This window comes from Nocardioides sp. 31GB23, from assembly GCF_040012395.1.
Classification (GTDB): Bacteria; Actinomycetota; Actinomycetes; order Propionibacteriales; family Nocardioidaceae; genus Nocardioides; species Nocardioides salarius.
This window is the reverse complement of record NZ_JBDYKJ010000012.1, coordinates 33,714-57,888: the sequence shown is the minus strand read 5'-3', so window position 1 is coordinate 57,888 and position 24,175 is coordinate 33,714. Positions and strand designations below refer to the sequence as shown.

Here is a 24,175-nt window from a genome sequence, read left to right as displayed (position 1 = left end):
CTCGGTGCGTGCAGATCTTGTCGCGCCTGTGATCTTCGGGTAACGTAGCGCTTTGCGCCTGCCCTCAAATGCCCTCAAGCCTGCCCGGTGGCTGTGTGGTGGTGGACTGGCGCCATCGATGAGCAGACCCGTCGAAGGACTCACTCTTGGCCGCGCGCTCCGCATCCGCCGTTTCTCGTGCAACCCGCCGCATCTCGTTCGCGAAGATCGCAGAACCTCTCGAGGTTCCCCAGCTCCTCTCCCTCCAGACCGACAGCTTCGACTGGCTGGTCGGCAACGACAAGTGGACCGCCGAGGTCGAGCGTCGCCGCGCCAACGGTGACGACGTCTCGGAGAAGTCCGGTCTGACCGAGATCTTCGAGGAGATCTCGCCGATCGAGGACTTCAGCGAGACCATGTCGCTCTCGTTCGAGAACCCGGTCTTCTACGACCCGAAGTACACCGTGGACGAGTGCAAGGAGAAGGACTTCACCTACTCCGCACCGCTCTACGTCTCCGCGGAGTTCACCAACAACGACACCGGCGAGATCAAGGGCCAGACGGTCTTCATGGGCGACTTCCCGCTCATGACCCCCAAGGGCACGTTCGTCATCAACGGCACCGAGCGTGTCGTGGTCTCCCAGCTGGTCCGCAGCCCGGGCGTCTACTTCGAGCGCTCGGCCGACAAGACGTCCGACAAGGACATCTACACCGCCAAGCTCATCCCCAGCCGCGGCGCCTGGCTGGAGTTCGAGATCGACAAGCGCGACCTCGTCGGCGTGCGTCTGGACCGCAAGCGCAAGCAGAACGTCACGGTGCTGCTCAAGGCCCTCGGCTGGACCAACGAGCAGATCCGCGAGGAGTTCGGCCAGTACGAGTCGATGATGCTCACGCTGGAGAAGGACCACACCGAGACGCAGAAGGACGCGCTGCTCGACATCTACCGCAAGCTGCGTCCGGGCGAGCCCCCCACCGAGGAGGCCGCCCAGACCCTGCTGAACAACTACTACTTCAACCCCAAGCGCTACGACCTGGCCAAGGTCGGTCGCTACAAGATCAACAAGAAGCTGGGCCTGACCGAGGCCTTCGACCAGCAGACGCTGACCGTCGACGACGTCGTCGCGGCGATCCGCTACATCGTCGCGCTGCACGACGGCCGCGAGGAGGTCGAGGCGCCCGCGGGCCCGCTCGACATCGCGGCCGACGACATCGACCACTTCGGCAACCGCCGCATGCGCACCGTGGGCGAGCTGATCCAGAACCAGCTGCGCACCGGCCTGGCCCGCATGGAGCGCGTGGTCCGCGAGCGGATGACGACCCAGGACGTCGAGGCCATCACGCCGCAGTCGCTGATCAACATCCGCCCGGTGGTCGCGGCGCTGAAGGAGTTCTTCGGCACCTCGCAGCTGAGCCAGTTCATGGACCAGACCAACCCGATCGCGGGCCTGACGCACAAGCGTCGCCTCTCCGCGCTGGGTCCCGGCGGTCTGTCCCGTGACCGCGCCGGCATGGAGGTCCGCGACGTGCACCCGTCGCACTACGGCCGCATGTGCCCCATCGAGACCCCTGAGGGCCCGAACATCGGCCTGATCGGCTCGCTGGCCTCCTACGGGCGGATCAACCCGTTCGGCTTCGTGGAGACGCCCTACCGCAAGGTCGTCGAGGGCCAGGTCACCGACCAGATCGACTACCTGACCGCCGACGACGAGGACCGCTACGTCATCGCGCAGGCCAACGCCCAGCTCGACGACGACCTGCGCTTCGTCAACGAGCGCGTGCTGGTGCGCCAGCGCGACGGCGAGGTCTCCGAGATCCTGGCCGGCGAGATCGACTACATGGACGTCTCGCCGCGCCAGATGGTCTCGGTCGCCACCGCGCTGATCCCGTTCCTCGAGCACGACGACGCCAACCGTGCGCTGATGGGCGCGAACATGCAGCGCCAGGCCGTCCCGCTCATCAAGAGCGACAGCCCGCTGGTCGGCACCGGCATGGAGTACCGCGCCGCGGTCGACGCCGGTGACGTGGTCGTGGCCGAGAAGGCCGGTGTCGTCAAGGACGTCTCCGCCGACCTGGTCGAGACCATGAACGACGATGGCAGCTACTCCAGCTACAAGCTGGCGAAGTTCCGCCGCTCCAACCAGGGCACCTGCATCAACCAGCGCCCGCTGGTGGCCGAGGGCGACCGCCTCGAGGTCGGCAGCCCGATCGCCGACGGTCCCTGCACCGACGAGGCCGAGATGGCGCTGGGCACCAACCTGCTCGTCGCCTTCATGCCCTGGCAGGGTCACAACTACGAGGACGCGATCATCCTCTCCCAGCGCCTGGTGCAGGAGGACGTCCTCACCTCGATCCACATCGAGGAGCACGAGGTCGACGCCCGCGACACCAAGCTGGGCCCCGAGGAGATCACCCGGGACATCCCGAACATCTCCGAGGAGGGCCTGGCCGACCTCGACGAGCGCGGCATCATCCGCATCGGTGCCGAGGTCGTCACCGGCGACATCCTCGTCGGCAAGGTCACGCCCAAGGGCGAGACCGAGCTGACCCCCGAGGAGCGGCTGCTGCGCGCGATCTTCGGCGAGAAGGCGCGAGAGGTGCGCGACACCTCGATGAAGGTCCCGCACGGCGAGTCGGGCACCGTGATCGGCGTGCGCGTCTTCGACCGCGAGGACGGCGACGAGCTGCCCCCGGGCGTCAACCAGCTGGTCCGCGTCTACGTGGCCCAGAAGCGCAAGATCTCGGTGGGCGACAAGCTCGCCGGTCGCCACGGCAACAAGGGCGTCATCGCCAAGATCCTGCCGATCGAGGACATGCCGTTCATGGAGGACGGCACCCCGGTCGACGTCGTGCTCAACCCGCTGGGCGTGCCGCGACGGATGAACATCGGCCAGATCCTCGAGCTGCACCTGGGCTGGCTGGCCAAGCAGGGCTGGAACCTCGACCTCGCCGACGACACCTCGGACGCCGACTGGAAGCAGCGGCTGATGAAGATCCACGTCGACAAGGCGGAGCCGGACACCAAGGTGGCCACCCCCGTCTTCGACGGTGCGCGCGAGGACGAGATCACCGGGCTGCTCGGCTCGACGATCCCCAACCGTGACGGCGTGCGGATGATCGACGCGACCGGCAAGGCCGACCTGTTCGACGGCCGCTCCGGCGAGCCGTTCCCGGACCCGGTCTCGGTGGGCTACATGTACATCCTCAAGCTGCACCACCTCGTGGACGACAAGATCCACGCGCGCAGCACCGGCCCCTACTCGATGATCACCCAGCAGCCGCTCGGCGGCAAGGCCCAGTTCGGTGGCCAGCGCTTCGGTGAGATGGAGGTCTGGGCGATGGAGGCGTACGGCGCCGCCTACGCCCTGCAGGAGCTGCTGACGATCAAGTCCGACGACGTGCCCGGTCGCGTCAAGGTCTACGAGGCGATCGTCAAGGGCGAGAACATCCCCGACTCGGGCATCCCGGAGTCGTTCAAGGTGCTCGTCAAGGAGATGCAGTCGCTGTGCCTGAACGTGGAGGTCCTCTCCCAGGACGGCACCAGCATCGAGCTGCGCGACGCGGAGGAGGACGTCTTCCGCGCCGCTGAGGAGCTCGGCATCGACCTGTCGCGTCGCGAGCCGAGCTCGGTCGAAGAGGTGTGAGCCGGGGAACGCGCGGAGCGCCTGTTCCCCGGAACGGCTAGACAGCACGGCGCTCCGCCGTTCCCAGCTCGTCCTCCCCCCGTCTGACTTTTTTCAAGAACAATGAAGGGTTGCAGCCAAGGTGCTCGACGTTAACTTCTTCGACCAGCTTCAGATCGGCCTGGCCACCGCGGACGACATCCGCACCTGGAGCCACGGCGAGGTCAAGAAGCCGGAAACCATCAACTACCGCACGCTCAAGCCCGAGCGCGACGGTCTCTTCTGCGAGAAGATCTTCGGTCCCACCCGGGACTGGGAGTGCTACTGCGGCAAGTACAAGCGCGTGCGCTTCAAGGGCATCATCTGCGAGCGCTGCGGCGTCGAGGTGACCCGTTCCAAGGTGCGTCGCGAGCGGATGGGCCACATCGAGCTCGCCGCCCCGGTCACGCACATCTGGTACTTCAAGGGCGTGCCCAGCCGGCTGGGCTACCTCCTCGACCTGGCCCCGAAGGACCTCGAGAAGGTCATCTACTTCGCGGCCTACATGATCACCTCCGTCGACGAGGACGCCCGCCACCGCGACCTGTCCTCGCTGGAGGGCAAGGTCGGCCTCGAGCGCGAGCGTCTCGAGAAGCGTCGCGACCAGTCGCTGGAGGACCGCACCCGCAAGCTGGAGGAGGACCTCGCGGCCCTCGAGGCCGAGGGTGCCAAGGCCGACGCGCGCCGCAAGGTGCGCGACGGTGCGGAGCGCGAGATGAAGCAGCTGCGCGACCGTGCGCAGCGCGAGATCGACCGCCTCGACGAGGTGTGGAACACCTTCAAGTCCCTCAAGGTCCAGGACCTGATGGGCGACGAGATGCTCTACCGCGAGATGAAGGCCTGGTTCGGCAAGTACTTCGAGGGCCACATGGGCGCCGCGGCGATCCAGAAGCGCCTCCAGGACTTCGACATCCCGGCCGAGGTGGAGTCGCTGCGCGACACCATCGCCAACGGCAAGGGCCAGAAGAAGGTCCGCGCCCTCAAGCGCCTCAAGGTCGTCGACGCCTTCCGCAAGACCGGCAACGAGCCGCGGGGCATGGTCCTCGACGCCGTCCCGGTCATCCCGCCGGACCTGCGTCCGATGGTCCAGCTCGACGGTGGCCGCTTCGCGACCTCCGACCTCAACGACCTGTACCGCCGGGTGATCAACCGCAACAACCGGCTCAAGCGCCTGCTCGACCTGGGCGCGCCCGAGATCATCGTCAACAACGAGAAGCGGATGCTCCAGGAGGCCGTCGACTCGCTGTTCGACAACGGTCGCCGTGGTCGTCCGGTCACCGGGCCGGGCAACCGTCCGCTGAAGTCGCTGTCCGACATGCTCAAGGGCAAGCAGGGTCGCTTCCGCCAGAACCTGCTGGGCAAGCGCGTGGACTACTCGGGCCGTTCGGTCATCGTGTCGGGTCCGCAGCTCAAGCTGCACCAGTGCGGTCTGCCCAAGCAGATGGCGCTCGAGCTCTTCAAGCCCTTCGTGATGAAGCGCCTGGTCGACCTCTCGCACGCGCAGAACATCAAGTCCGCCAAGCGGATGGTCGAGCGCGCGCGCCCGGTCGTGTGGGACGTGCTCGAGGAGGTCATCACCGAGCACCCGGTGCTGCTGAACCGTGCACCCACCCTGCACCGCCTGGGCATCCAGGCCTTCGAGCCGCAGCTGATCGAGGGCAAGGCCATCCAGATCCACCCGCTGGTGTGCGGCGCGTTCAACGCCGACTTCGACGGTGACCAGATGGCGGTGCACCTGCCGCTGTCGGCCGAGGCCCAGGCCGAGGCGCGGATCCTGATGCTGTCGACGAACAACATCCTCAAGCCCTCGGACGGCCGTCCGGTGACCATGCCCTCGCAGGACATGATCATCGGCCTGTTCTGGCTGACCACCGACCGCGAGGGCGAGCCCGGCGAGGGCCGCGCGTTCTCCAGCCCGGCCGAGGCGATCATGGCCTTCGACCGCCAGGAGATCACCCTGCAGTCGAAGGTGAAGATCCGCCTCGACGACGTGGTGCCGATGGTGGACCCCGACCTCGCGGAGCAGCCGGTCCCGGCTGCGACCACGACCACGGTCGAGACCACCCTGGGTCGCGCGCTGTTCAACGAGACGCTCCCGGCCGACTACCCGTTCGTGAACTACGAGGTCGGCAAGAAGCAGCTCGGCGCGATCGTCAACGACCTCGCGGAGCGCTACACCAAGGTCGAGGTCGCCGCCTCGCTCGACGCGCTGAAGGACGCCGGCTTCCGCTGGGCGACCTTCTCGGGCGTCACCGTGTCGATCGACGACGTCACGACCCCGGCCGACAAGCTGGAGATCCTGGCGCCGTACGAGAAGCAGGCCGCCAAGGTCCAGAAGGACTTCGAGCGCGGTCTGATGACCGACGACGAGCGTCGCCAGGAGCTCGTGGAGATCTGGACCGACGCCAGCCGCAAGGTCGGCGACGCGATGGAGGAGGCGTTCGACCACGCCAACCCCATCCACATGATGGTCGCCTCGGGCGCGTCCGGAAACATGAACCAGATCCGTCAGGTCGGCGCCATGCGAGGCCTGGTGGCCAACCCGAAGGGCGAGATCATCCCGCGCCCGATCAAGGCGAACTTCCGTGAGGGCCTCTCGGTCCTGGAGTACTTCATCTCCACCCACGGTGCTCGCAAGGGTCTGGCCGACACCGCGCTGCGCACCGCCGACTCGGGCTACCTGACCCGTCGTCTGGTGGACGTCTCGCAGGACGTCATCATCCGTGAGGACGACTGCGGCACCGAGCGTGGCCTGCCCAAGCGGATCGGTGAGCGTCGTGAGGACGGCAGCGTGGTCAAGGCGGAGAACGCCGAGACCGCGGCGTACGCCCGCGCGGCGGCCACCGAGGTCACCCACCCGGAGAGCGGCGAGACCCTCGCCGTCGCCGGTGAGGACCTCGGCGACGTCAAGATCGACGAGCTCGTGGCCGCCGGCATCGAGGAGGTCAAGGTCCGCTCCGTGCTGACCTGTGACGCCAAGACCGGCACCTGCGCCAAGTGCTACGGTCGCTCGCTGGCCACCGGCAAGCTGGTCGACATCGGTGAGGCGGTCGGCATCATCGCCGCCCAGTCCATCGGTGAGCCCGGCACGCAGCTGACGATGCGTACCTTCCACACCGGTGGTGTGGCCTCCGCCGACGACATCACGCAGGGTCTGCCCCGCGTGGTCGAGCTCTTCGAGGCCCGCTCGCCCAAGGGACGCACGCCGATCGTCGAGGCGGCCGGCCGGATCGAGATCGAGGACACCGACAAGGCCCGCAAGGTCCTGGTCACCCCCGACGACGGCTCCGAGGTCCAGGAGTACCCCGTCTCGAAGCGCTCGCGCCTCAACGTCGAGGACGGCCAGCACGTCGAGGTCGGCCACCACCTGACCTCGGGCACGCCCGACCCGCAGGACGTCCTGCGGATCCTCGGTGTGCGCCGGGCCCAGGAGCACCTCGTCGACGAGGTCCAGCAGGTCTACCGCTCGCAGGGCGTGTCGATCCACGACAAGCACATCGAGATCATCGTGCGCCAGATGCTGCGTCGGGTCACCGTCATCGAGTCGGGCGACACCAACCTGCTGCCCTCCGACCTCGTGGACCGCGTGATCTTCGAGACCGAGAACCGGCGCGTGGTCTCCGAGGGCGGCAAGCCGGCCTCGGGACGTCCGGTGCTCATGGGCATCACCAAGGCCTCGCTGGCGACCGAGTCGTGGCTCTCGGCGGCCTCCTTCCAGGAGACCACCCGGGTGCTCACCGACGCGGCGATCCACGGGCGCAGCGACTCGCTGCGCGGCCTGAAGGAGAACGTGATCATCGGCAAGCTGATCCCGGCGGGTACCGGCCTCGAGCGGTACCGCAGCATCCGGGTGGAGCCGACCGAGGAGGCCCGCGCAGCGGCGTACTCCGTGACCGGTTACGACTCCTACGACTACGAGTTCGGCGGCAACGCCGGCGGCCAGGCCGTGGCCCTGGACGACTTCGACTTCGGGTCGTACCAGAGCTGACCGCTCGTCCAGCACGACGCAGCACGTAGCCAGGGCCCCTCCCCCGTCCGGGGGAGGGGCCCTGTGCCGTCCCGTGGTGGCGTGGAGGCCACCTACCGGGAGGGACACGCCATGGACGAGGACGAGCAGCCCAGCGAGGCCGAGGTCGAGCAGCTCGAGCGCGAGCGCGCCGAGCGCCTGGCCGAGGAGAACCGGCCCGAGGGGGCCGAGGTCGACAACACCGGACGCGACTTCGACCCCGAGAAGGGCATGTTCACCGACCGGGAGGACCACGCGTCGACCGGGCGCACCTACCCGCCCCTGGAGGAGCAGGACTCCTAGCACGCGGCCGGACTTGGGGGGTGCGGGCCCACCTGGGAGAATCAGGGCGTGAGCCTCCCGACCCAGACCGACGTCCTCGTCGTCGGCGCCGGACCGGCCGGGTCGGCGGCCGCCGCCTGGGCCGCGCGCGCCGGCCTCGACGTGCTGCTGCTCGACGCGGCGCTCTTCCCGCGCGACAAGACCTGCGGTGACGGGCTGACCCCGCGCGCGGTGCACGAGCTGTCGCTGCTGGGGCTCGAGGACTGGCTGCGCACGCACACCGTCAACCAGGGTCTGCGGGCCCACGGCTTCGGCCAGACGCTGCTGCTGCCCTGGCCCGGCGGCACCCTGCCCTCGTGGGGCAGCGCCGTGCCGCGCACCGAGCTCGACGACCACCTGCGCACCACCGCGATCAAGGCGGGCGCCCAGGCGCTCGACGGCGTGCGGGCCGTCGACGTCGTGCGCGAGGGCGACCGGGTGCGCGCCGTCGTGGTGGAGCGCCGCGGCCCCGGTGGACGTGACGACGTGGAGCGCTTCGAGATCGGCTGCCGCCGCCTGGTGGTGGCCGACGGGGTGCGCTCGCCGCTGGGCAAGGTGCTGGGCCGGGAGTGGCACCGCGACACGGTGTACGGCGTCGCCGGGCGCTCCTACGTCGCCTCCACCGAGTCCGACGACCCCTGGATCAGCTCCCACCTCGAGCTGCGCGGCGAGGACGGGGCGATCCTCTCCGGCTACGGCTGGATCTTCCCGCTCGGTGACGGCGAGGTGAACCTGGGCGTGGGCACCCTGGCCACCGCGAAGCGACCCGCCAGCATCGCGGTCAAGCCGCTGATGCAGTTCTACGCCGACGAGCGACGCGAGGCCTTCGGGCTCTCGGGCGAGCTGCGCGCCCCGACCTCCGCCCTGCTGCCGATGGGCGGCGCGGTCTCGGGCGTGGCCGGGCCCAACTGGGCGTTGATCGGCGACGCCGCCGGCTGCGTGAACCCGCTCAACGGCGAGGGCATCGACTACGGCCTCGAGACCGGCCGGATGGTCGCGGAGCTGATGGCCGACCTCGCTCCCGACCGCGACCGGCTGGGCACCGAGTGGCCGGCGCTGCTCTCGGCGCACTACGGCGAGGCGTTCTCGGTGGCCCGCCGGCTCGCGGGCCTGGTCACCGTGCCGCGGCTGCTGCCCGCGCTCGGCCCCGCAGGCATGCGCTCGGACTGGCTGATGACGTTGGCGCTGCGCTGGATGGGCAACCTGGTCACCGACGAGGACCGCGACCGGGCCGCGCGCGTGTGGCGCTGGGCCGGACGACGCTCGTTGGCCCTCGACGCCCGTCCTCCGTTCTCCTGAGCGGCGAGCGCACCTACGGCGCGACCGTCGGCCTGGGCCGGCTGGCGCTGCGCGCCCTGCAGGTGACCAGCCGGTGGTCGGGGGAGGAGCACCTGCCCGAGCGCGGACCGGCGCTGCTGGCCAGCAACCACGTCGCCTACCCCGACTTCCTCTTCGTCGGCCAGGCCGGCCTGGCGCGGGGCCGGCGTCTGCGCTTCCTGGCCCGCCACGACGTCTGGGACCCGCCCGTCGTGGGACGCGCGATGACCGCGATGCGCCACGTCCCCGTCGACCGCCGCGCGCCCGCGGGCGCCTACCTGGCCGCCCGGTCCCTGCTGCGGGAGGGCGAGGCCGTGTGCGCCTTCCCCGAGGCCGGCGTCTCGCACTCCTACACGGTGCGGGCGCTGATGCCCGGCGTGGCGGCGCTGGCCCGCGAGCTGGCCCTCCCGGTGGTGCCGGTGGCGGTGTGGGGCACCCAGCGGCTCTGGCCGCTGCGCCGCGAGGCCCACGAGCCGGCTCCGCGCCCGGCCCTGGCCCGGGGCCGCACGGTCGACGTCCGCTTCGGGCCCGCGCTGCACGTGGCGCCCGACGCCGACCTGTCGACGAGCACCGCCGCGCTCGGCGCGCGCCTGACGGGGCTCCTCGAGGAGCTGCAGCACCTGCCCGAGCACCGGCCCCGACCGGGCGAGCAGGCCCGCTGGCACCCGCACCACCTGGGTGGGACGGCGCCGACGCGGGCGCAGGCGCACCGGCTCGACGAGGTGCCGCGCACCGCCGTGCGCCCGACCTGGGGACCGCTGGGCTAGGCAGCACGGCCGGCCGTCCGGGTCAGAACTCGGCCGCGGCCACCTCGCAGAGGTTGAGGTGCGGGTGCTCGGCGTCGTTGACGACGTAGTACGAGGACAGGATGAAGCGGCGGGTGTGCCCGTGGGCGGTCCACCACAGGCGCAGCATCCCGTTCTCGGGCAGGCTCACCGGAGGCACGGCGCCCAGCACCGGGTCGTGGTCGAGCGTGTCGGTCTCGACGTGGTCGTCGACCGCGCCCTCGCCCTCGATCCGCTCGTAGTAGAGGACCGCGGAGGGGTCGTCGGTGCGCAGCAGCACCTCCTGGCGACCACCGTCGCCCCCGTCGGGGGTGCAGCTGAGCTCGAGGTCGCCGAGCCCGTCGAGCGCGGTGACCTGGGTGGCGGGTGCGGCCAGCCCGTCGGCGTCGCCGTGCCAGTCGACGCCGATCGAGGTGCCGGTCACCGTCTGCAGGGTGGCCGCGATCCGGCAGGAGCGGTACTGGCGCGGGTGGTGGAAGCCGTTCCACCACCAGGTGATCTCGAGGGAGGTCGAGGGCACGCGCGCGGCGGAGGCCGCCGGCTGGTGGCGGCCGGGGCGCTGGCTGACGACCCCGTGCATGTAGCCGTTGGACCAGTTCTCGACCGGGGTGTGCTGGTTGAGCCCCTCGTGCGCGCTGCGCCCGGTGCCGCCCCGGCCGTCGTCGTCGGCCGAGGCCCAGCGGTAGACCCGCACGTTCTTGACCGCCACGGCCGGCCCGGCCTTGTCCTCGTGCTTGGCCAGCCACATCTGGGTCTCCGCCGACCGGTCGTAGGGGGTCAGCCTGACGATGGTGTTGCGCGGCTTGCAGACGAGCTTGAGGACGCCGACACCCGGGACCGGGGTGGAGCGGACCCGCCGACCCCCGTTGCGGCCGTCCCAGTCGAGCACGACCTTGCGGCGGGTGGCGTCCTCGACCCGACGGCTCGCCACCCGCTCGCCGGGAGTGGCCGAGGCGCCGCCCACCGCCGGCGAGCGCCGGTGGAGCGAGGGAGGCGGCCGGCAGCGCTGCCAGCGCGACCAGCAGCAGCGCCGTGGCCCTCGTGCGGACCCGCGGCGTGCGGTCGTTCACCGGGCCGGCTCCGCGGGTCGGGTCGGCGCTGCCGGCTCCTCGGTCGCGGGGGTCTCGTCGGCGGTCACCAGGTCGGGTGCCTCGCGTCCGCTGACCCAGTCCTTCTGGCGCTCGATCTCGGCCTGGGACAGGGCGACCAGCTGGGCGTCGACGGCGGCCTCGCTCGCCCGGTCGAGGTAGTGCAGCAGGAAGTCGGCCACCTCCGAGCGCTCCATCGACCGGGTCGTCGTGGTCAGCAGCAGGCGTCGGGACAGCGGGTACTCGCCACTGGTGATGGTGCGCTGCGAGGGGAAGATGCAGTTGCGCTCCCCGTCGGGGTCGGTGACCTCGAACGGGCGCAGCTGGTCCTCGAAGAGCTCGTAGTAGCTGAAGAGGAAGTAGCCCACGTGGCCCCGGGTGCGCTGCACCCGCGCCCGGGCGTCGGCCGCCGCGTCGTAGCGCGTCACCACGGCGTCCTTCTGGCGCGTCAGCACGGACAGCTCGGCCTGGGCACGGGCCAGCGCCTGCTCGGCGCGCACCACGCGCTCGCGGTCGGCGGCCTGCTGGTCGGCGGGGCGCTGGTCGCGCACCCCCTTCTCGACCTCGGCGACAGCGACCTCGACCTCGGCCCGGGCGTCGTCGACGACCTGCCGCTGCTCCTCGACGCGGCTCTTGGCCAGGTCGCGCTCCCGGGCCCGGTCGCGCAGCTTCAGCGCCAGGTCCTCGTCACGCTCCCGGCCGACGACGAAGAGCCGGGAGCCCTGGTCGGTGTCGAAGGTGCGGTAGTCGGAGCGCAGGTTGATCAACGACGGGTCCGGGGCGTCGAGCACCGTGCGCCCGAAGAACTGGAACGCGTTGTTCTCGCGGTTGGGCCCGGCGACCGCCAGCGGGACGTCGTCGTAGCCGCCGCCGAGCTGGGCCCACGAGGTCACGGGGGAGCCGGCCCGGTAGACCTCGCGGACCTGCTGGGTGCTCAGGCAGTCGCCGCCGACGTCGGTCTCGTTCTTGATGGCCACCACGACGGCGTCGGAGGCGACCTGGAGCTGCACGACGTCGAGCCCGACCGAGCGGCAGGCCTCGAACTCGGCCGGCGCGATGGCCCGGGTGGAGTCGACGACGTCGACCTCGCCGGCACACAGCGACGCGAAGGCCGCGTCCTCGCCCCGGCTGGCCACCTGCACCTGCGTCGAGGTGCCGCTGCGGGAGAAGGCCGCGACCTCCTCGCTGGTCAGGGCGCCGTTGATGCCGTCGATCTCGACGACGCCGGCGCTCGGCGACGGCAGGGCCCGGTTGGCCTGGCGCACCCGCTGCGCCTCGGCCTGCCCGTCGCGGTAGTCGCGCGCCTGGGCGTCGGCCACCAGGTCGGTGGCGTCCTGGCCCGGCTCCTGCGAGCACCCCGCGGCCAGGACGCTCAGCGCCAGCAGCGGGACCACGGCCCGGGCACGGTGGCGGACGGTCATCGCTGCTCCTCGATCGTCGTCTGGGTGCGGGAGGACCGCGAGGTCACCAGTCCGGAGTCGTCGGAGCCCTGGGCCGGCGGGTAGCGGTAGCGCTCACCCAGCTCGACGACCTCGAAGTCGGTCAGGTCGAGGCCCTGCAGCTCGTTGCCGTCGATGAGGCCCGAGGTGACGTCGCGCTGGGCGTAGAGGGTGGGGACCTCGGCGCGGTCGACCACGATGGCGCCGTAGGTGCGCAGCGCCAGCACGATCGCGTCGGCCATCCGGCGCTGCTGGTCGCTGAGCGGGATCAGCTTGCCGGTCGCCGGGTCGCGCGGGCGCTCGGGCACCACGTCGGCCCGCAGCCGGATGCGGGCGCCCTCGGGCAGCGAGTCGGCCGACCCGTTGCCGTCGGTGGAGGAGGCCGGCTGGACGAAGACGTTCTGCGCCGGGCCGGGCAGGCTGATGGCCAGGGCGTGCTCGATCAGGCCCGCCTCGAGCTCGCCGGGGCGGATCAGGCCGGCGAAGAGCGGCAGCCCCGATCCGCGGGCACTGACCTCCTGCGGGTCGCTGAAGCCGGGTCCGTCGAGGTCCCAGCGCTTCATGTAGTGGTAGGAGATCGACCCGTCGTCCTCGCGCCGGGCGCGCCACAGGTCGTAGGCGACCGACTCGGTGGTGTCGAAGACCGTGAACCAGCCGTCGTACCTCGGGTCGGGATGGATGTCGTCCGGGATGTCGAGGGTGATCTCGTCGTCGCCGTCGCCGCACTGGGACTGCCGGCACACCACGGCGGTGGGGTCGCCGCCGGCCACGACCGGCACGGTCCAGGCCTCGGTGTTGATGTAGATCGGGTCGGTGATCGTCTCGGTCTGCACCCGCACCGAGTCGCCGTCCTCCACCACGCCCTCCCGGACCTGCGCGCGCAGGATGAGCTTGTCGGAGGCGGGGTCGACCGCGGCGCCGTCGACCCGCTCGTTCCACGGCGAGTCGGCACCGAAGTGGCGCCGCTCGGCCACCACCACCCCGCCGTCGGCGCCCACCACGGTGGCCGGGCCCGAGGTGGCTCCCGCGGTGACCACGACGTCGCCGTCGGGGGAGCGGCCCGAGTCGGTGCCGTCGGAGCCGCCGCAGGCGCTGAGCCCGGCGAGCAGCCCGGTGGCGAGGCCGGCGGCGCCCAGACGGGTGCGGGTGCGGCGGGTGGTGCTCATCGTTCTCCTCCGGGAGGCGGCGGGCCGCCCAGGTCGAGGTCGGCGCCCAGGCGCGCGACCACGTCGGCGATGGCCGCCAGGCGGGCGCCCTCGTCGTCGGGCTCTGCTCGGCCGGTGCGCGCGCGGGCCGCCGTCACGATGGAGTGCGCCTCCCGCCGCGCCTGGAGCCGGAGCAGCTCTGCGTCGAGCTCGGCCTGGGCGGTGATCAGCTCGCAGCGCCGGGCGACCTCCTCCTCGACGGCCGCCAGGTGGGCCAGGGTGGCGGCGCGGGCGGCCTCGATGCGCTGCACGGCGACCCTGGCCACCTCGGCGACGTCGACGTGGAGCACCGGCTCGGGTGCTGTGCGGCGGTCCGGGTCGGGGACCGGTGCCAGACGGGGCAGGTGCGCCAGCATCGTCTCCAGGGCGTCCGGGGGGACCACCACGGGCTCCGGCTCCGGGTCCGGCTCCGGCTCGGGGCCGGGCTCCGGGTCCGGCTCGGGCTCGGGCTCGGGCTCGGGGGCAGCGTCCTGCTCCGCGGGAGGCTCGGCGTCCGCAGCGGGCTCGGGCGGAGCCTCGGACCGGGGCTCCGGCTGGGGCTCCGGCTGGGGCTCGGGCGGTGCCTCGGGCACCAGGCGGTGGGTGAAGTCGACGCGACCGATCCGGGCGCTGCGGGCGGCAGCGAGGATGTCGTCGAGCGAGGGCGGCGGGCTCACCGCGGTGGTCGTCTCCATCAGGGGGCCTCCTCGTCCTCGGGCAGCACCGGCGGGGCGGGGTCGGGGTCGAAGCCCGGCGGCACGGCCACCAGGGTGTAGCGCTCGGTGCGGTAGACGCTGGTCAGCGCCGGGTCGTCGCCGCGGGCCGCCTCGGGGTAGCGCTTGGTGAGCAGGTCGGCGTCGCTGGTGGAGAGCAGCAGGTAGTCGACGTGCGCGACCGGGTCGGCCGCGGCCTCCTGCCAGGGCCCGTCGGAGGCGTCCACCCGGTCGAAGAACAGGTCCGGTCGACCGGTGAAGAGCATCACCGCGTAGGTCTGGGCGTTGTCGGTGAGGATCGAGCCGGTGCGCTTGACGTTGTCGCGGATGAAGGCGGCCATCGCCTGCTCGTCGACGACCCCCACGACCTGGCCGTCGAGGGTCCGGGCGCCCTCCTGGCTCTGGCCGGTCGAGACCGCGGCCGCGAAGACGGCCTCGAGGTTCTGGTGCTGGTAGCTCTTCATCGCCTGGAGCGTCCAGGGCACGCTGAGCAGCAGCCCGACCACCAGCAGCGCGCCCACCAGCGTGGCGCCGGCGCCGGCCGAGCGGGCCAGCCAGATCGCGCCCACGGTGGCCAGCAGCAGGATCGGCAGCGCGTTGCGCATCGCCATCGGGGAGTCCGAGAGCCCCAGGACCACCGCGAAGCCGGGGGAGAGGACCGCCACGGCCAGCAGCACGCCCAGCCAGAGCGCGAAGGTGTTGGCGCGGGCCAGCCCCGCGAAGACGAGCGCGGGCAGCACGACGATGGCGATCGGGGCGCCGAAGAGCACCAGCTCGCCGGTGTGGCGGGCCAGCTCGACGAAGGTGAAGCTCTCGGTCAGCGCGGTCGAGGCGTCGCTGGCCGAGGTGATCCAGGCGATCGGGTTGCCGAGCAGCAGCAGGTTGAAGACGGTCCACAGCGCGATCACGTAGACCGTCGGGGCGGCGAAGCCGATGGTGGTGCCCTCGACCTCGGTGCCGTCGGCGCCCATCCGGGCCAGGACCGCACCGATGAGCACGGCGCTGACCAGGAACCACAGCAGGCTGCTGTAGCCGGCCAGCGCGGCGACCGAGTAGGCCAGGCCCGCGATCATGACGAAGCGGATGTCGGCGGTGACGTACCAGGCGAACAGCGCGCCGAGGGCGGCGACCACGAAGCACATCCAGATGATGTGGCGCGCGCCGCCGGCGGCGTACAGGGCCAGCAGCGGGTTGGCGCCGAGCGCCAGGAGCACCGCGACCCGCAGCGGCGCCGCCACGGTGGCGCGGCGCAGCATCGTGTTGAGGACGACCATGGTGAAGGCGGCGAAGAACGCCGAGGTCAACGGCACGATGACCAGGGAGCGGGCCAGGGCCGGCACCAGCGTGAGCGGCGAGACCAGCAGCGTGGCCAGGGGCGGGTAGTCGAAGCCGAGCGCGGAGAGCTTGGCGGGGTCGTTGTGCCAGATCATCAGGGCCCGGTTGAGCCGGTCGAGGCTCTCGAAGCCCACGACGTGCTGCTGGACCACCAGCCAGTAGCCGAACCAGGCGTAGGCCAGCGAGAAGAACGCGAAGACCAGCAGGCTCTCCCACGGGCGGCGCGGCACGTCGACGGGCCGACGGCCCACCGACTGCACGATGCCGGCCAGGCGGTCGCGGTGGGCCACGACCGGGGTGCTCGGGGTGGGCGGACCCGGCTCGACGGTGAGGCTCATCAGTGCCCACCCGCCTGCGGCTCGTTGAGGCCGTGCTCGGTCTTCTCCCAGTAGAACGGGTTGGTGAAGAGCTGGATGAAGCCCTTCCAGGCGGCCCAGCTCATCAGGCCCCAGTACAGCGGTGACAGCAGGGCGGTGCGGGTGATGCCGAACTCGCCGCGCTGCAGGCTGCCCGCGACGTTGAGGTAGACGAAGACGAAGTTGCCCACGAAGAGCATCGCGCTGGCGGCGTAGAAGACCAGGCCCGGGAAGAGCTGCTGGATGAAGCCGGCCTGCGTGAGCACGTAGAGCGTCGTCAGGCCCCAGAAGACCGGGTTCATCAGCAGCACGAAGGCACTGCCCATGGTGAGGTTGAAGGACAGGAAGCCGCGCACCCCGGTCTGGCTCAGCAGCGCCACCGGGTTGCGCATGTGCACCAGCCAGGTCTGCATGTAGCCCTTGATCCAGCGGCTGCGCTGACGGACCCAGTTGGGCACCTGCGAGTTGGCCTCCTCCAGCGTGGTGGAGTCGATCATCGCGGTGCGGTAGCCCTCGCGGTGCAGCCGGATGCCGAGGTCGGCGTCCTCGGTGACGTTGAAGGGGTCCCAGGCGCCCAGGTCGCGCAGCACGTCGGTCTTGAAGTGGTTGGAGGTGCCGCCCAGCGGGATGGGGGACTCCGAGGCACCCATCGCCGGCAGCACCAGCTCGAAGTGCATGGAGTACTCGTTGGCGAACCAGGCCGTCAGCATGTTCTGGCCCTGGTTGAAGTAGTTGAGCTTGGCCTGCACGCACACGACGTTGCCGGGCACCCGCTCGAAGGCCTTCACGGCCTTCTTGAGCTGGTCGGGGTCCGGACGGTCCTCGGCGTCGAAGATGACGCACAGCGACCCGGTGGACAGCTGCAGGCCGTAGTTGCAGGCCTTGGGCTTGGTCTTGGGCTGGGCGTCGGGGACCACGACCAGGTGGAAGTGGGGCGGCAGCCGCATCCCGCGGATGGTCTCGATCGTCTCGAGGTCGTCCTCCTCGCACAGCAGCTTCACGTCGAGGCGGGTGCGGGGGTAGTCGAGGGCGTTGATGTCGCGCACCAGCCGCCCGACGATCGCGGCCTCCTTGTAGAGCGGCACCAGGATCGTGTAGACGGGCAGCTGCCGCTCGTCGATCGCGGCGACCTCCTCGTCGGTGATGTCGGTCTCGAGGTGCGTGCCGAGGGCCCGCAGCGTCAGGCGGAGCTTGTAGACCGAGACCAGCAGGTAGACGACGCTGGCGATCCCGACCAGGCCGATCAGCGTGCCCATCGGCCACAGCAGCCCGCAGAGCACGGTGACGACGATCGCGATGACCAGCACGGCCTTCTGGGTCGAGGAGATGACCACGTGCGCCGAGGACTCCGGGGCGTTCTCCATCAGGTGCAGCGTCGAGACGTCGGCGTAGTGCTCGGAGTGGATGCGTTGCAGGAGCTGGTCGAGCTCGGTGCGGTTGGCCAGCAGCTGGCGCACGGGCTGGCCCAGGGCGGACTCCACGTCGCGCAGCGCCGTGCCGGCGATGGGCCGGGCCACCGCTAGCAGCACGACGCCGTCGGTCTCGGCGACGGGAGCCACCTGGAGGGTCCGGGCCAGCGGCTCGGGCAGCCGGCGGGCCACGTCGGGGTCGGGCTCGAAGTCGGCCAGGCCCACGCGCTGCATCTGGTGCAGCTCCGACAGGGCGGCCACCAGGACGTCCTCGTCGATGGCCTCGTGGGCCACCAGGATGTCGCCGAGCGGGTCGCCGGTGCGCGAGTACTCGACCATCGCGCGCTGCAGCTGCTCGTCGGTGACCAGGCCGCTGCGGGTCAGCATCTGGGCCATCTGGACCCGGGCCCGGCGCGCCGCGGGGCTCTCCACGTCGCCGTCCACGGGCGGGTGGGCCGCATCGATGGCGGCCATGATCTCGTTGGCGGTGTGGCGCACCAGCAGGACCGGTGCGTCGACGCGCTCGGCCACCACGTGCTCGGTGATCCGGTCGGTCGGGTCGGCGGCGGCGACCAGCACCTGTCCGTCGACGACGGCGTAGGCCAGCACCCGGAAGGTGCGGCAGATGCCCTCGGGCAGGAGCCGGGTGAGCTCGGCGTCGACGCCGTCGCTGAGCCGGGCCGACGCGGTCTGCGTCGCCGCGCGGCTCTGGGTGGTGGTCATCGCGTGCCCGTCCCGAAGCCGTGCGCGGCCGCCTCGTCGTCGACGTGCGCGGCCGAGGCTCCGCCGCCGGCGCGCTCGCCGCGCGACCTGGTCGCCGACCAGCCGAGGAAGGCCAGCAGCAGCACGAGCAGCGGGGCGATGAGGAAGCCGATGAAGACGGCGACGAAGACCACCAGGGTCGCCACGACCCCGATCGCTGCTGCTCCCACGGACTTGCCGCTGGGTGCTGATGTCGACACCTGGAGCGCCATCGGACCTCTCCCTCCCGGCCCCGGCCTGCCGCCGACGCCGCGGCCCCGACCGGGACCGCGAACCCAACGTAGGGCGGCCGGTGCTGCGTGCTGGGAACAGATCGTCCACGCCCGGGTAACAGGACGGGGCCCGTGGCCACCAAGGTGGCAACGCCCGGGCGCGGGCTCCTACGAGGCGCGCATCCAGGAGCGGGCCAGGCGTCCCCACGCGGTCGGCTCGCCGCTGAGGCCGCGGCCCAGCGACATCGGGTCGCCGGCGTGGTCCGCCCACACCCAGAACAGCGCGCCGACGTCGTGCTGGTCGGCCCAGTCGAGGTAGCCCTCCACCCAGCCGTCGAGGGGGTCGGTGGCGCCGAGCTCGCTGGTCAGCACCGGGACGGTGCGCGCCAGCGGGGCCAGCACGTCGTCCCAGCACCCGCGGTCGGCGCACTCCTTGAAGTCGTAGGCGTGGAAGGCCGCCACCAGCTGGTCGTCGTCGGGGGCGAACTCGGCCCAGCGCGACAGGTCGTTGGCGTAGTCCAGCCCGCCGAGCAGCACCGGCTGCTCCGCACCGGCCGCGCGGATCGCGTCGACCACGGCCCGCATGCCCTGGGCGGCGTACGTCGTGCGGCCGGTCGTGGCGGTCCGGTCGTCCTCCGCCGGCGCGGCGCAGCCGCCGTCGCGCCAGCACTCCCAGGTCAGGTCGAAGACCAGCCGGTCGGTGGCGTCGTAGCGGGAGTACGGCTCGTTGAAGGCGTCGAACATCACCGACGGGTTGTCGGCGTGGGTCTCGGCCACCGAGCGCCAGAACGCCAGGGACTCCGCGTCGGGCATCGCCAGGTTGCCGAACTCGGGGGTGCCGATGCGTTTGCGGCTGTGCAGGTCGAGCACCACCACCAGTCCCTCGGCGTTGAGGGCCTCGACGAACGCGCCGACGTGGGCGCGGTAGCCCGCCGGTGTCCGCTCGGCGTACTCGTCGCTGACCGGGGCGGCGCGGGTGCCCAGCCAGCAGTCCTGGTTGAGCGGCAGGCGCACCGTGTCGGCGCCCCAGGCGGCGATGGCACGGGCCTGGGTGGCCATCGGGTCGGTGCCGCCGGCCTCGAGCGAGGAGAAGCCCCAGCCCTGGGCGCAGGCGTACTCGAGGCTGCTCCAGTTGACCCCCCGCGGTACCCAGGGACGCCCGGTGCGCTGGTCGACGAGGCGGTTGCCCTCGACCACCGGCCGCGGCGCGGCGGAGAGGGCCGAGGCCGGCTCGCGGTCGAGGACGCGGACCACGACCACCGCCGAGACGGCCGCAACGAGCAGCAGCAGGGCAGCGCCCAGCACCAGCAGGACGCGCACGGGCGGTCGGCGCACGACGCCCCCCTCCTGTGCCGTCGGCTCGGGAGATCCTACGACCGAACCGGGCCTAGGGTGTGGCCCATGAGCGAGACCGTCTTCACCTACGCCGCCCCCGCGCTGAAGTTCGGCACCGGCGCCTCCGCCGAGATCGGCCACGACCTGCTGGGCCACGGGGCCCGCCGGGTGCTCCTGGTCACCGACCCCGGCGTCGCCGCGACCGGGGCGCCTGCACGCATCGCCGAGCAGGTCACCGCCCGCGGCCTGGAGGTGACGACGTACGACGGCGTGCACGTCGAGCCCACCGACGAGTCGATGGCGCACGCGATCGCCTTCGCGCGCGACGCCGGGCCCTTCGACGCGATCCTGGCCGTCGGCGGCGGCTCGGCCATCGACACCGCGAAGGCGGTCAACCTGCTCACCACCAACCCCGGTGAGCTGATGGACTACGTCAACGCGCCGGTCGGCAAGGCACAGGCGCCGGTCAACCGGCTGCTGCCGCTCGTGGCGGTGCCGACCACCACCGGCACCGGCTCGGAGAGCACCACCATCTGCGTGCTCGACGTGCTCTCGCTGCACGTCAAGACCGGCATCAGCCACCCGGCGCTGCGCCCGACGATGGCGGTGGTCGACCCGGCCCTGACCATGGGCCAGCCGACGATGGTCACCGCGGCGGCCGGGATGGACATCCTGTGCCACGCCCTGGAGAGCTGGACCGCGAAGTGGTTCGCCGACTTCGACGCCAAGACGCCCGAGCAGCGGGTGCCCTACTGCGGGGCCAACCCGATCGCCGACCTGTGGTCGGAGAAGGCGATGTCGCTGCTGGCGACGTCGTTCCGCGCCGCGGTCGCCGACGGCAGCGACGTGGTGGCGCGCGAGCAGATGGCGCTGGCCGCCACCTTCGCGGGGCTGGGCTTCGGCAACGCCGGCGTGCACATCCCGCACGCCAACGCCTACCCGGTCGCCGGCCGGGTGCGCGACTACCGGCCCGAGGGCTACCCGCAGGACGAGGCGATGGTGCCGCACGGGATGGCGGTCACGCTGACCGCGCCCGAGGCGTTCCGCTTCACCTACGAGGCCTCCCCGGAACGGCACCTGGCCGCGGCCCGGCTGCTCGACCCGACGCTGGGCTCCTCGGCCACCGGCCCCGACGTGCTGCCGGACGTGCTGGCCACCCTGATGCGCGACATCGGCATCCCCAACGGGCTCGCCGAGGTCGGCTACGGCGAGGGCGACGTCGACGACCTGGTCGACGGGGCCCTCAAGCAGCAGCGGCTGCTGGCCACCGCGCCCCGCGAGGTGCACGCCGAGGACCTCGCCGCGATCTTCCGCAGCTCGATGCAGCACTGGTGAGCCACTGGTGAGACCGGGCGCCGTGAGACCGGGCGCCGCGGCTCACCGGCCCTCCGCGACAATGGAGGCGTGAGCCAGACGCTGAGCAGCACCGACGTCGTCGCCGAGCTTCGCCGCCGGGGCGTGGGCGACGTCGACGACTCGACGCTGGCGCGCGCGCTCTACTCCACCGACGCCTCGCTCTACCGGGTGCCGCCCCGCGTCGTCGTACGACCGCGGCACCGCGACGAGCTGCTCGCCACGCTCGACGCCTCGCGGGCGACCGGGGTGCCGCTGACGATGCGCGGCGCCGGCACCTCGATCGCCGGCAACGCGGTCGGGCCCGGCATCGTCGTCGACACCTCGCGCCACCTCGACCGGGTGCTGGCCATCGACGCCGAGGCCGGCACGGCCGTGGTCGAGCCGGGCACCGTGCACGCCACCCTGCAGCGCGCCGCCCTGGCCCAGGGCCTGCGCTTCGGGCCCGACCCCTCGACGCACCCGCGCTGCACCATCGGCGGGATGATCGGCAACAACGCCTGCGGCTCGCGCGCGCTCGGCTACGGCCGCACCGCCGACAACGTGGTGGGCCTCGACGTCGCCTTCGGCACCGGCGAGGTGTGGACCGGCGGCGGGCCGTCGGCGGCCGGCGACGCGCTGGCCGCGATCACCGACGCCTCGCTGGGCCACGTGCGCACCGAGTTCGGCCGCTTCACCCGCCAGGTCAGCGGCTACTCCTACGAGCACCTGCTGCCCGAGAACGGCCGGCGCCTCGAGCGGTTCCTCGCCGGCTCCGAGGGCACCCTCGGCGTCGTGCTGGGCGCGACCGTGCGGCTGGTGCCCGACGAGCCGGTGCGCCAGATGCTGGTGCTGGGCTACCCCTCGATGGTCGAGGCCGCCGACGCGGTGCCGGCGATCCTGGCCGCGGCACGCACCCCCGGTGGTCCCGACGCGCACGGCAGCCCGAGCGGCTCGCCGCTGGTGGCCTGCGAGGGCCTCGACGCCCGCATCGTCGACCTGGTGCGCGGGCGCGGCAGCAGCGTGCCCGACCTGCCGCGCGGCGGCGGCTGGCTCTTCGTCGAGCTCACCGACCCCGGCCTCGTCGGGCCCGTGCTGGCGGCCGCCGAGCCGCTCGAGCACCGCCTGGTCACCGACGCCCGCGAGTCCGCCGCCCTCTGGCGCATCCGCGAGGACGGCGCCGGCCTGGCCGCCCGCTCGCTCGAGCGCCAGGCGCTCTCGGGCTGGGAGGACGCCGCGGTACCGCCCGAGCGTCTCGGGGCGTGGCTGCGCGACTTCGACGAGCTGCTCGAGGGCCACGAGCTCCAGGGCGTGCCTTACGGCCACTTCGGCGACGGCTGCGTGCACGTGCGCATCGACTTCGACTTCACCGACCGCGACAGCGACCCCGACGCCGGGCGCCGCCGCTTCCGCGAGTTCCTGACCGCCTGCGCGCACAAGCTGCGCGAGCACGGCGGCTCGCTCTCGGGCGAGCACGGCGACGGCCGGGCCCGCTCCGAGCTGCTGTCGGTGATGTACGACGAGGAGTCGCTGCGGCTCTTCGGCGCGGCGAAGGCGGCGTGCGACCCCGACGACCTGCTCAACCCCGGGGTGCTGGTCGACCCCGATCCGTTCGACGCCCACCTGCGCCCGGCCCGCCCGCGCCACGAGCCGCGCACGGTGCTGCGGCTGCTGCACGACGAGGGCTCGCTGGGCACGGCCGTGCACCGCTGCACCGGCGTCGGCAAGTGCGTGGCCCCGCACACCGCGACCAGCGGCGTGATGTGCCCGTCGTGGCAGGCCACCCGCGACGAGAAGGACTCCACCCGCGGGCGTGCCCGGGTGCTGCAGGAGGCCCTCGACGGCGAGCTGGTGCAGGGCCTCGGCGACCCGGCCGTGGCCGAGGCGCTCGACCTGTGCCTGGCCTGCAAGGGCTGTGCCTCCGACTGCCCGACCGGGGTCGACATGGCCAGCTACAAGGCCGAGGCGCTGCACCAGCGCCACGACGGCGAGGGCGCCACCGAGCGCCGTCCGCGCAGCCACCTGACCCTGGGCCGGCTGCCGATGTGGGCGCGCCTGGCCGCCCCGCTCGCCCCGGTGGTCAACCGCAGCCTGCGGCTGCGGCCGCTGGCGCGCCTGGCCAAGGCCACCGGCGGCATCGACCAGCGCCGCTCCATCCCCGACTTCGCCCCGCGCACGCTGCGCCGTGGCGCCACCACCGCCCGGCTGCGCGACACCCGGCCCGACGAGGCCCCCGACGTGTGGGTCTGGGCCGACTCCTTCACCGACCACTTCCTGCCCGGCTCGGGCCACGCCGCGATCGAGGTGCTCGAGGCCGCCGGGCTGCGGGTGCGCGTCATCGACGAGACCGCCTGCTGCGGGCTGACCTGGATCACCACCGGCCAGCTCACCAGGGCCCGGGCGATCGCGGCGCGCACCGCGGCGACCCTGGCGGCGTACGTCGCCACCGGCACGCCGGTCGTGGGCCTCGAGCCGTCGTGCCTGGCCACCCTGCGCAGCGACCTCGTCGAGCTCAGCGACGACCCGCGCGCCCAGCAGGTCGCCGAGGGCGTGCTCACCTTCGCCGAGCTCGCCACCCGCCTCGACCTGCCGCTGCCCGACCTCGCCGGGGTGCAGGTCGTGGCCCAGCCGCACTGCCACCAGCACGCCGTGCTCGGCTGGGACGCCGACCAGGCGCTGCTCGAGCGCGCCGGCGCCACCGTCACCCGGGTCGCCGGCTGCTGCGGGCTGGCCGGCAACTTCGGCATGGAGAAGGGCCACTACGACGTCTCGGTCGCGGTCGCCGAGACGCACCTGCTGCCGGCGGTGCGCTCGCAGCCCGACGCGGTGGTGCTCGCCGACGGCATGTCCTGCCGCGTCCAGCTCGACGACCTGGCGGGCGTGCCGACGATGCACCTGGCCGAGCTGTGGGCTTCTAGGCTGGGGCGGTGATGTGCCCGTGAA

15 protein-coding genes are annotated in these 24,175 nt (G+C 72.2%); 7 read left to right on the top strand and 8 right to left on the bottom strand.

Going from position 1 to position 24,175, the window contains the following annotated elements; all coding sequences use genetic code 11:
- Nucleotides 1–146 precede the first annotated feature (146 nt).
- From rpoB to ABKW28_RS05600, 5 genes are all read left to right on the top strand, one after another.
- Nucleotides 147–3,620, top strand: a complete 3,474-nt coding sequence (rpoB, locus tag ABKW28_RS05620; protein WP_341230659.1) for a DNA-directed RNA polymerase subunit beta — start codon at nt 147–149, stop codon at nt 3,618–3,620.
- Nucleotides 3,621–3,741: 121 nt separating this feature from the next.
- Complete coding sequence (locus ABKW28_RS05615) at nt 3,742–7,626, top strand: DNA-directed RNA polymerase subunit beta' (RefSeq protein ID WP_193668644.1); 3,885 nt, start codon at nt 3,742–3,744, stop codon at nt 7,624–7,626.
- An 81-nt stretch (nt 7,627–7,707) separates the two neighbouring features.
- Complete coding sequence (locus ABKW28_RS05610; RefSeq protein WP_348607127.1) at nt 7,708–7,947, top strand: hypothetical protein; 240 nt, start codon at nt 7,708–7,710, stop codon at nt 7,945–7,947.
- A gap of 48 nt (nt 7,948–7,995) precedes the next feature.
- Complete coding sequence (locus ABKW28_RS05605; RefSeq protein ID WP_348607124.1) at nt 7,996–9,264, top strand: geranylgeranyl reductase family protein; 1,269 nt, start codon at nt 7,996–7,998, stop codon at nt 9,262–9,264.
- Nucleotides 9,207–10,049, top strand: coding sequence for a lysophospholipid acyltransferase family protein (locus ABKW28_RS05600; RefSeq protein WP_348607121.1), 843 nt, complete (start codon nt 9,207–9,209; stop codon nt 10,047–10,049). The genes ABKW28_RS05605 and ABKW28_RS05600 overlap by 58 nt, the downstream gene beginning before the upstream one ends.
- A 22-nt stretch (nt 10,050–10,071) precedes the next feature.
- On the opposite strand, the gene ABKW28_RS05595 is transcribed toward ABKW28_RS05600, so the two are convergent.
- The 8 genes from ABKW28_RS05595 to ABKW28_RS05560 form a co-directional block, all read right to left on the bottom strand.
- Nucleotides 10,072–11,031 (bottom strand): hypothetical protein, encoded by a 960-nt coding sequence (locus ABKW28_RS05595; protein ID WP_348607119.1) that lies wholly within the window; start codon nt 11,029–11,031, stop codon nt 10,072–10,074.
- 102 nt (nt 11,032–11,133) lie between these two features.
- On the bottom strand, nt 11,134–12,576 hold the full coding sequence (locus ABKW28_RS05590) for a substrate-binding domain-containing protein (RefSeq protein ID WP_348607116.1): 1,443 nt from the start codon (nt 12,574–12,576) through the stop codon (nt 11,134–11,136).
- Nucleotides 12,573–13,760, bottom strand: a complete 1,188-nt coding sequence (locus tag ABKW28_RS05585) for a hypothetical protein (protein WP_193668638.1) — start codon at nt 13,758–13,760, stop codon at nt 12,573–12,575. The genes ABKW28_RS05590 and ABKW28_RS05585 overlap by 4 nt, the downstream gene beginning before the upstream one ends.
- The gene (locus ABKW28_RS05580) at nt 13,757–14,473 is read right to left on the bottom strand and encodes a hypothetical protein (protein WP_348607114.1); all 717 of its coding nucleotides are present in this window, start codon (nt 14,471–14,473) and stop codon (nt 13,757–13,759) included. Before ABKW28_RS05580 ends, ABKW28_RS05585 begins: the two co-directional genes overlap by 4 nt.
- Nucleotides 14,473–16,164 (bottom strand): hypothetical protein, encoded by a 1,692-nt coding sequence (locus tag ABKW28_RS05575; protein WP_348607111.1) that lies wholly within the window; start codon nt 16,162–16,164, stop codon nt 14,473–14,475. Before ABKW28_RS05575 ends, ABKW28_RS05580 begins: the two co-directional genes overlap by 1 nt.
- Nucleotides 16,164–18,314: a glycosyltransferase gene (locus ABKW28_RS05570; protein WP_193668635.1), complete on the bottom strand. Its 2,151-nt coding sequence runs from the start codon at nt 18,312–18,314 to the stop codon at nt 16,164–16,166. The genes ABKW28_RS05575 and ABKW28_RS05570 overlap by 1 nt, the downstream gene beginning before the upstream one ends.
- On the bottom strand, nt 18,311–18,565 hold the full coding sequence (locus ABKW28_RS05565) for a hypothetical protein (protein ID WP_348607108.1): 255 nt from the start codon (nt 18,563–18,565) through the stop codon (nt 18,311–18,313). The genes ABKW28_RS05570 and ABKW28_RS05565 overlap by 4 nt, the downstream gene beginning before the upstream one ends.
- Before the next feature lie 168 nt (nt 18,566–18,733).
- Entirely contained in the window at nt 18,734–19,900 is a 1,167-nt protein-coding gene (locus ABKW28_RS05560) for a cellulase family glycosylhydrolase (RefSeq protein WP_348607105.1), read from the bottom strand.
- A gap of 66 nt (nt 19,901–19,966) precedes the next feature.
- Between ABKW28_RS05560 and ABKW28_RS05555 the strand changes: the two genes are divergently transcribed.
- Together ABKW28_RS05555 and ABKW28_RS05550 are read left to right on the top strand one after the other, a co-directional pair.
- Nucleotides 19,967–21,235, top strand: a complete 1,269-nt coding sequence (locus ABKW28_RS05555; RefSeq protein ID WP_348607102.1) for a hydroxyacid-oxoacid transhydrogenase — start codon at nt 19,967–19,969, stop codon at nt 21,233–21,235.
- Nucleotides 21,236–21,304: 69 nt separating this feature from the next.
- Entirely contained in the window at nt 21,305–24,163 is a 2,859-nt protein-coding gene (locus tag ABKW28_RS05550) for an FAD-binding and (Fe-S)-binding domain-containing protein (protein ID WP_348607099.1), read from the top strand.
- The last annotated feature ends 12 nt before the right edge of the window (nt 24,164–24,175 follow it).

Coding starts and splice junctions, on each gene's coding strand:
- ABKW28_RS05580 (WP_348607114.1), bottom strand. CDS start 14,473: ATGGAGACGACCACCGCGGTGAGCCCGCCGCCCTCGCTCGACGACATC.
- ABKW28_RS05565 (WP_348607108.1), bottom strand. CDS start 18,565: ATGGCGCTCCAGGTGTCGACATCAGCACCCAGCGGCAAGTCCGTGGGA.
- ABKW28_RS05575 (WP_348607111.1), bottom strand. CDS start 16,164: ATGAGCCTCACCGTCGAGCCGGGTCCGCCCACCCCGAGCACCCCGGTC.
- ABKW28_RS05570 (WP_193668635.1), bottom strand. CDS start 18,314: ATGACCACCACCCAGAGCCGCGCGGCGACGCAGACCGCGTCGGCCCGG.
- ABKW28_RS05590 (WP_348607116.1), bottom strand. CDS start 12,576: ATGACCGTCCGCCACCGTGCCCGGGCCGTGGTCCCGCTGCTGGCGCTG.
- ABKW28_RS05585 (WP_193668638.1), bottom strand. CDS start 13,760: ATGAGCACCACCCGCCGCACCCGCACCCGTCTGGGCGCCGCCGGCCTC.
- ABKW28_RS05555 (WP_348607102.1), top strand. CDS start 19,967: ATGAGCGAGACCGTCTTCACCTACGCCGCCCCCGCGCTGAAGTTCGGC.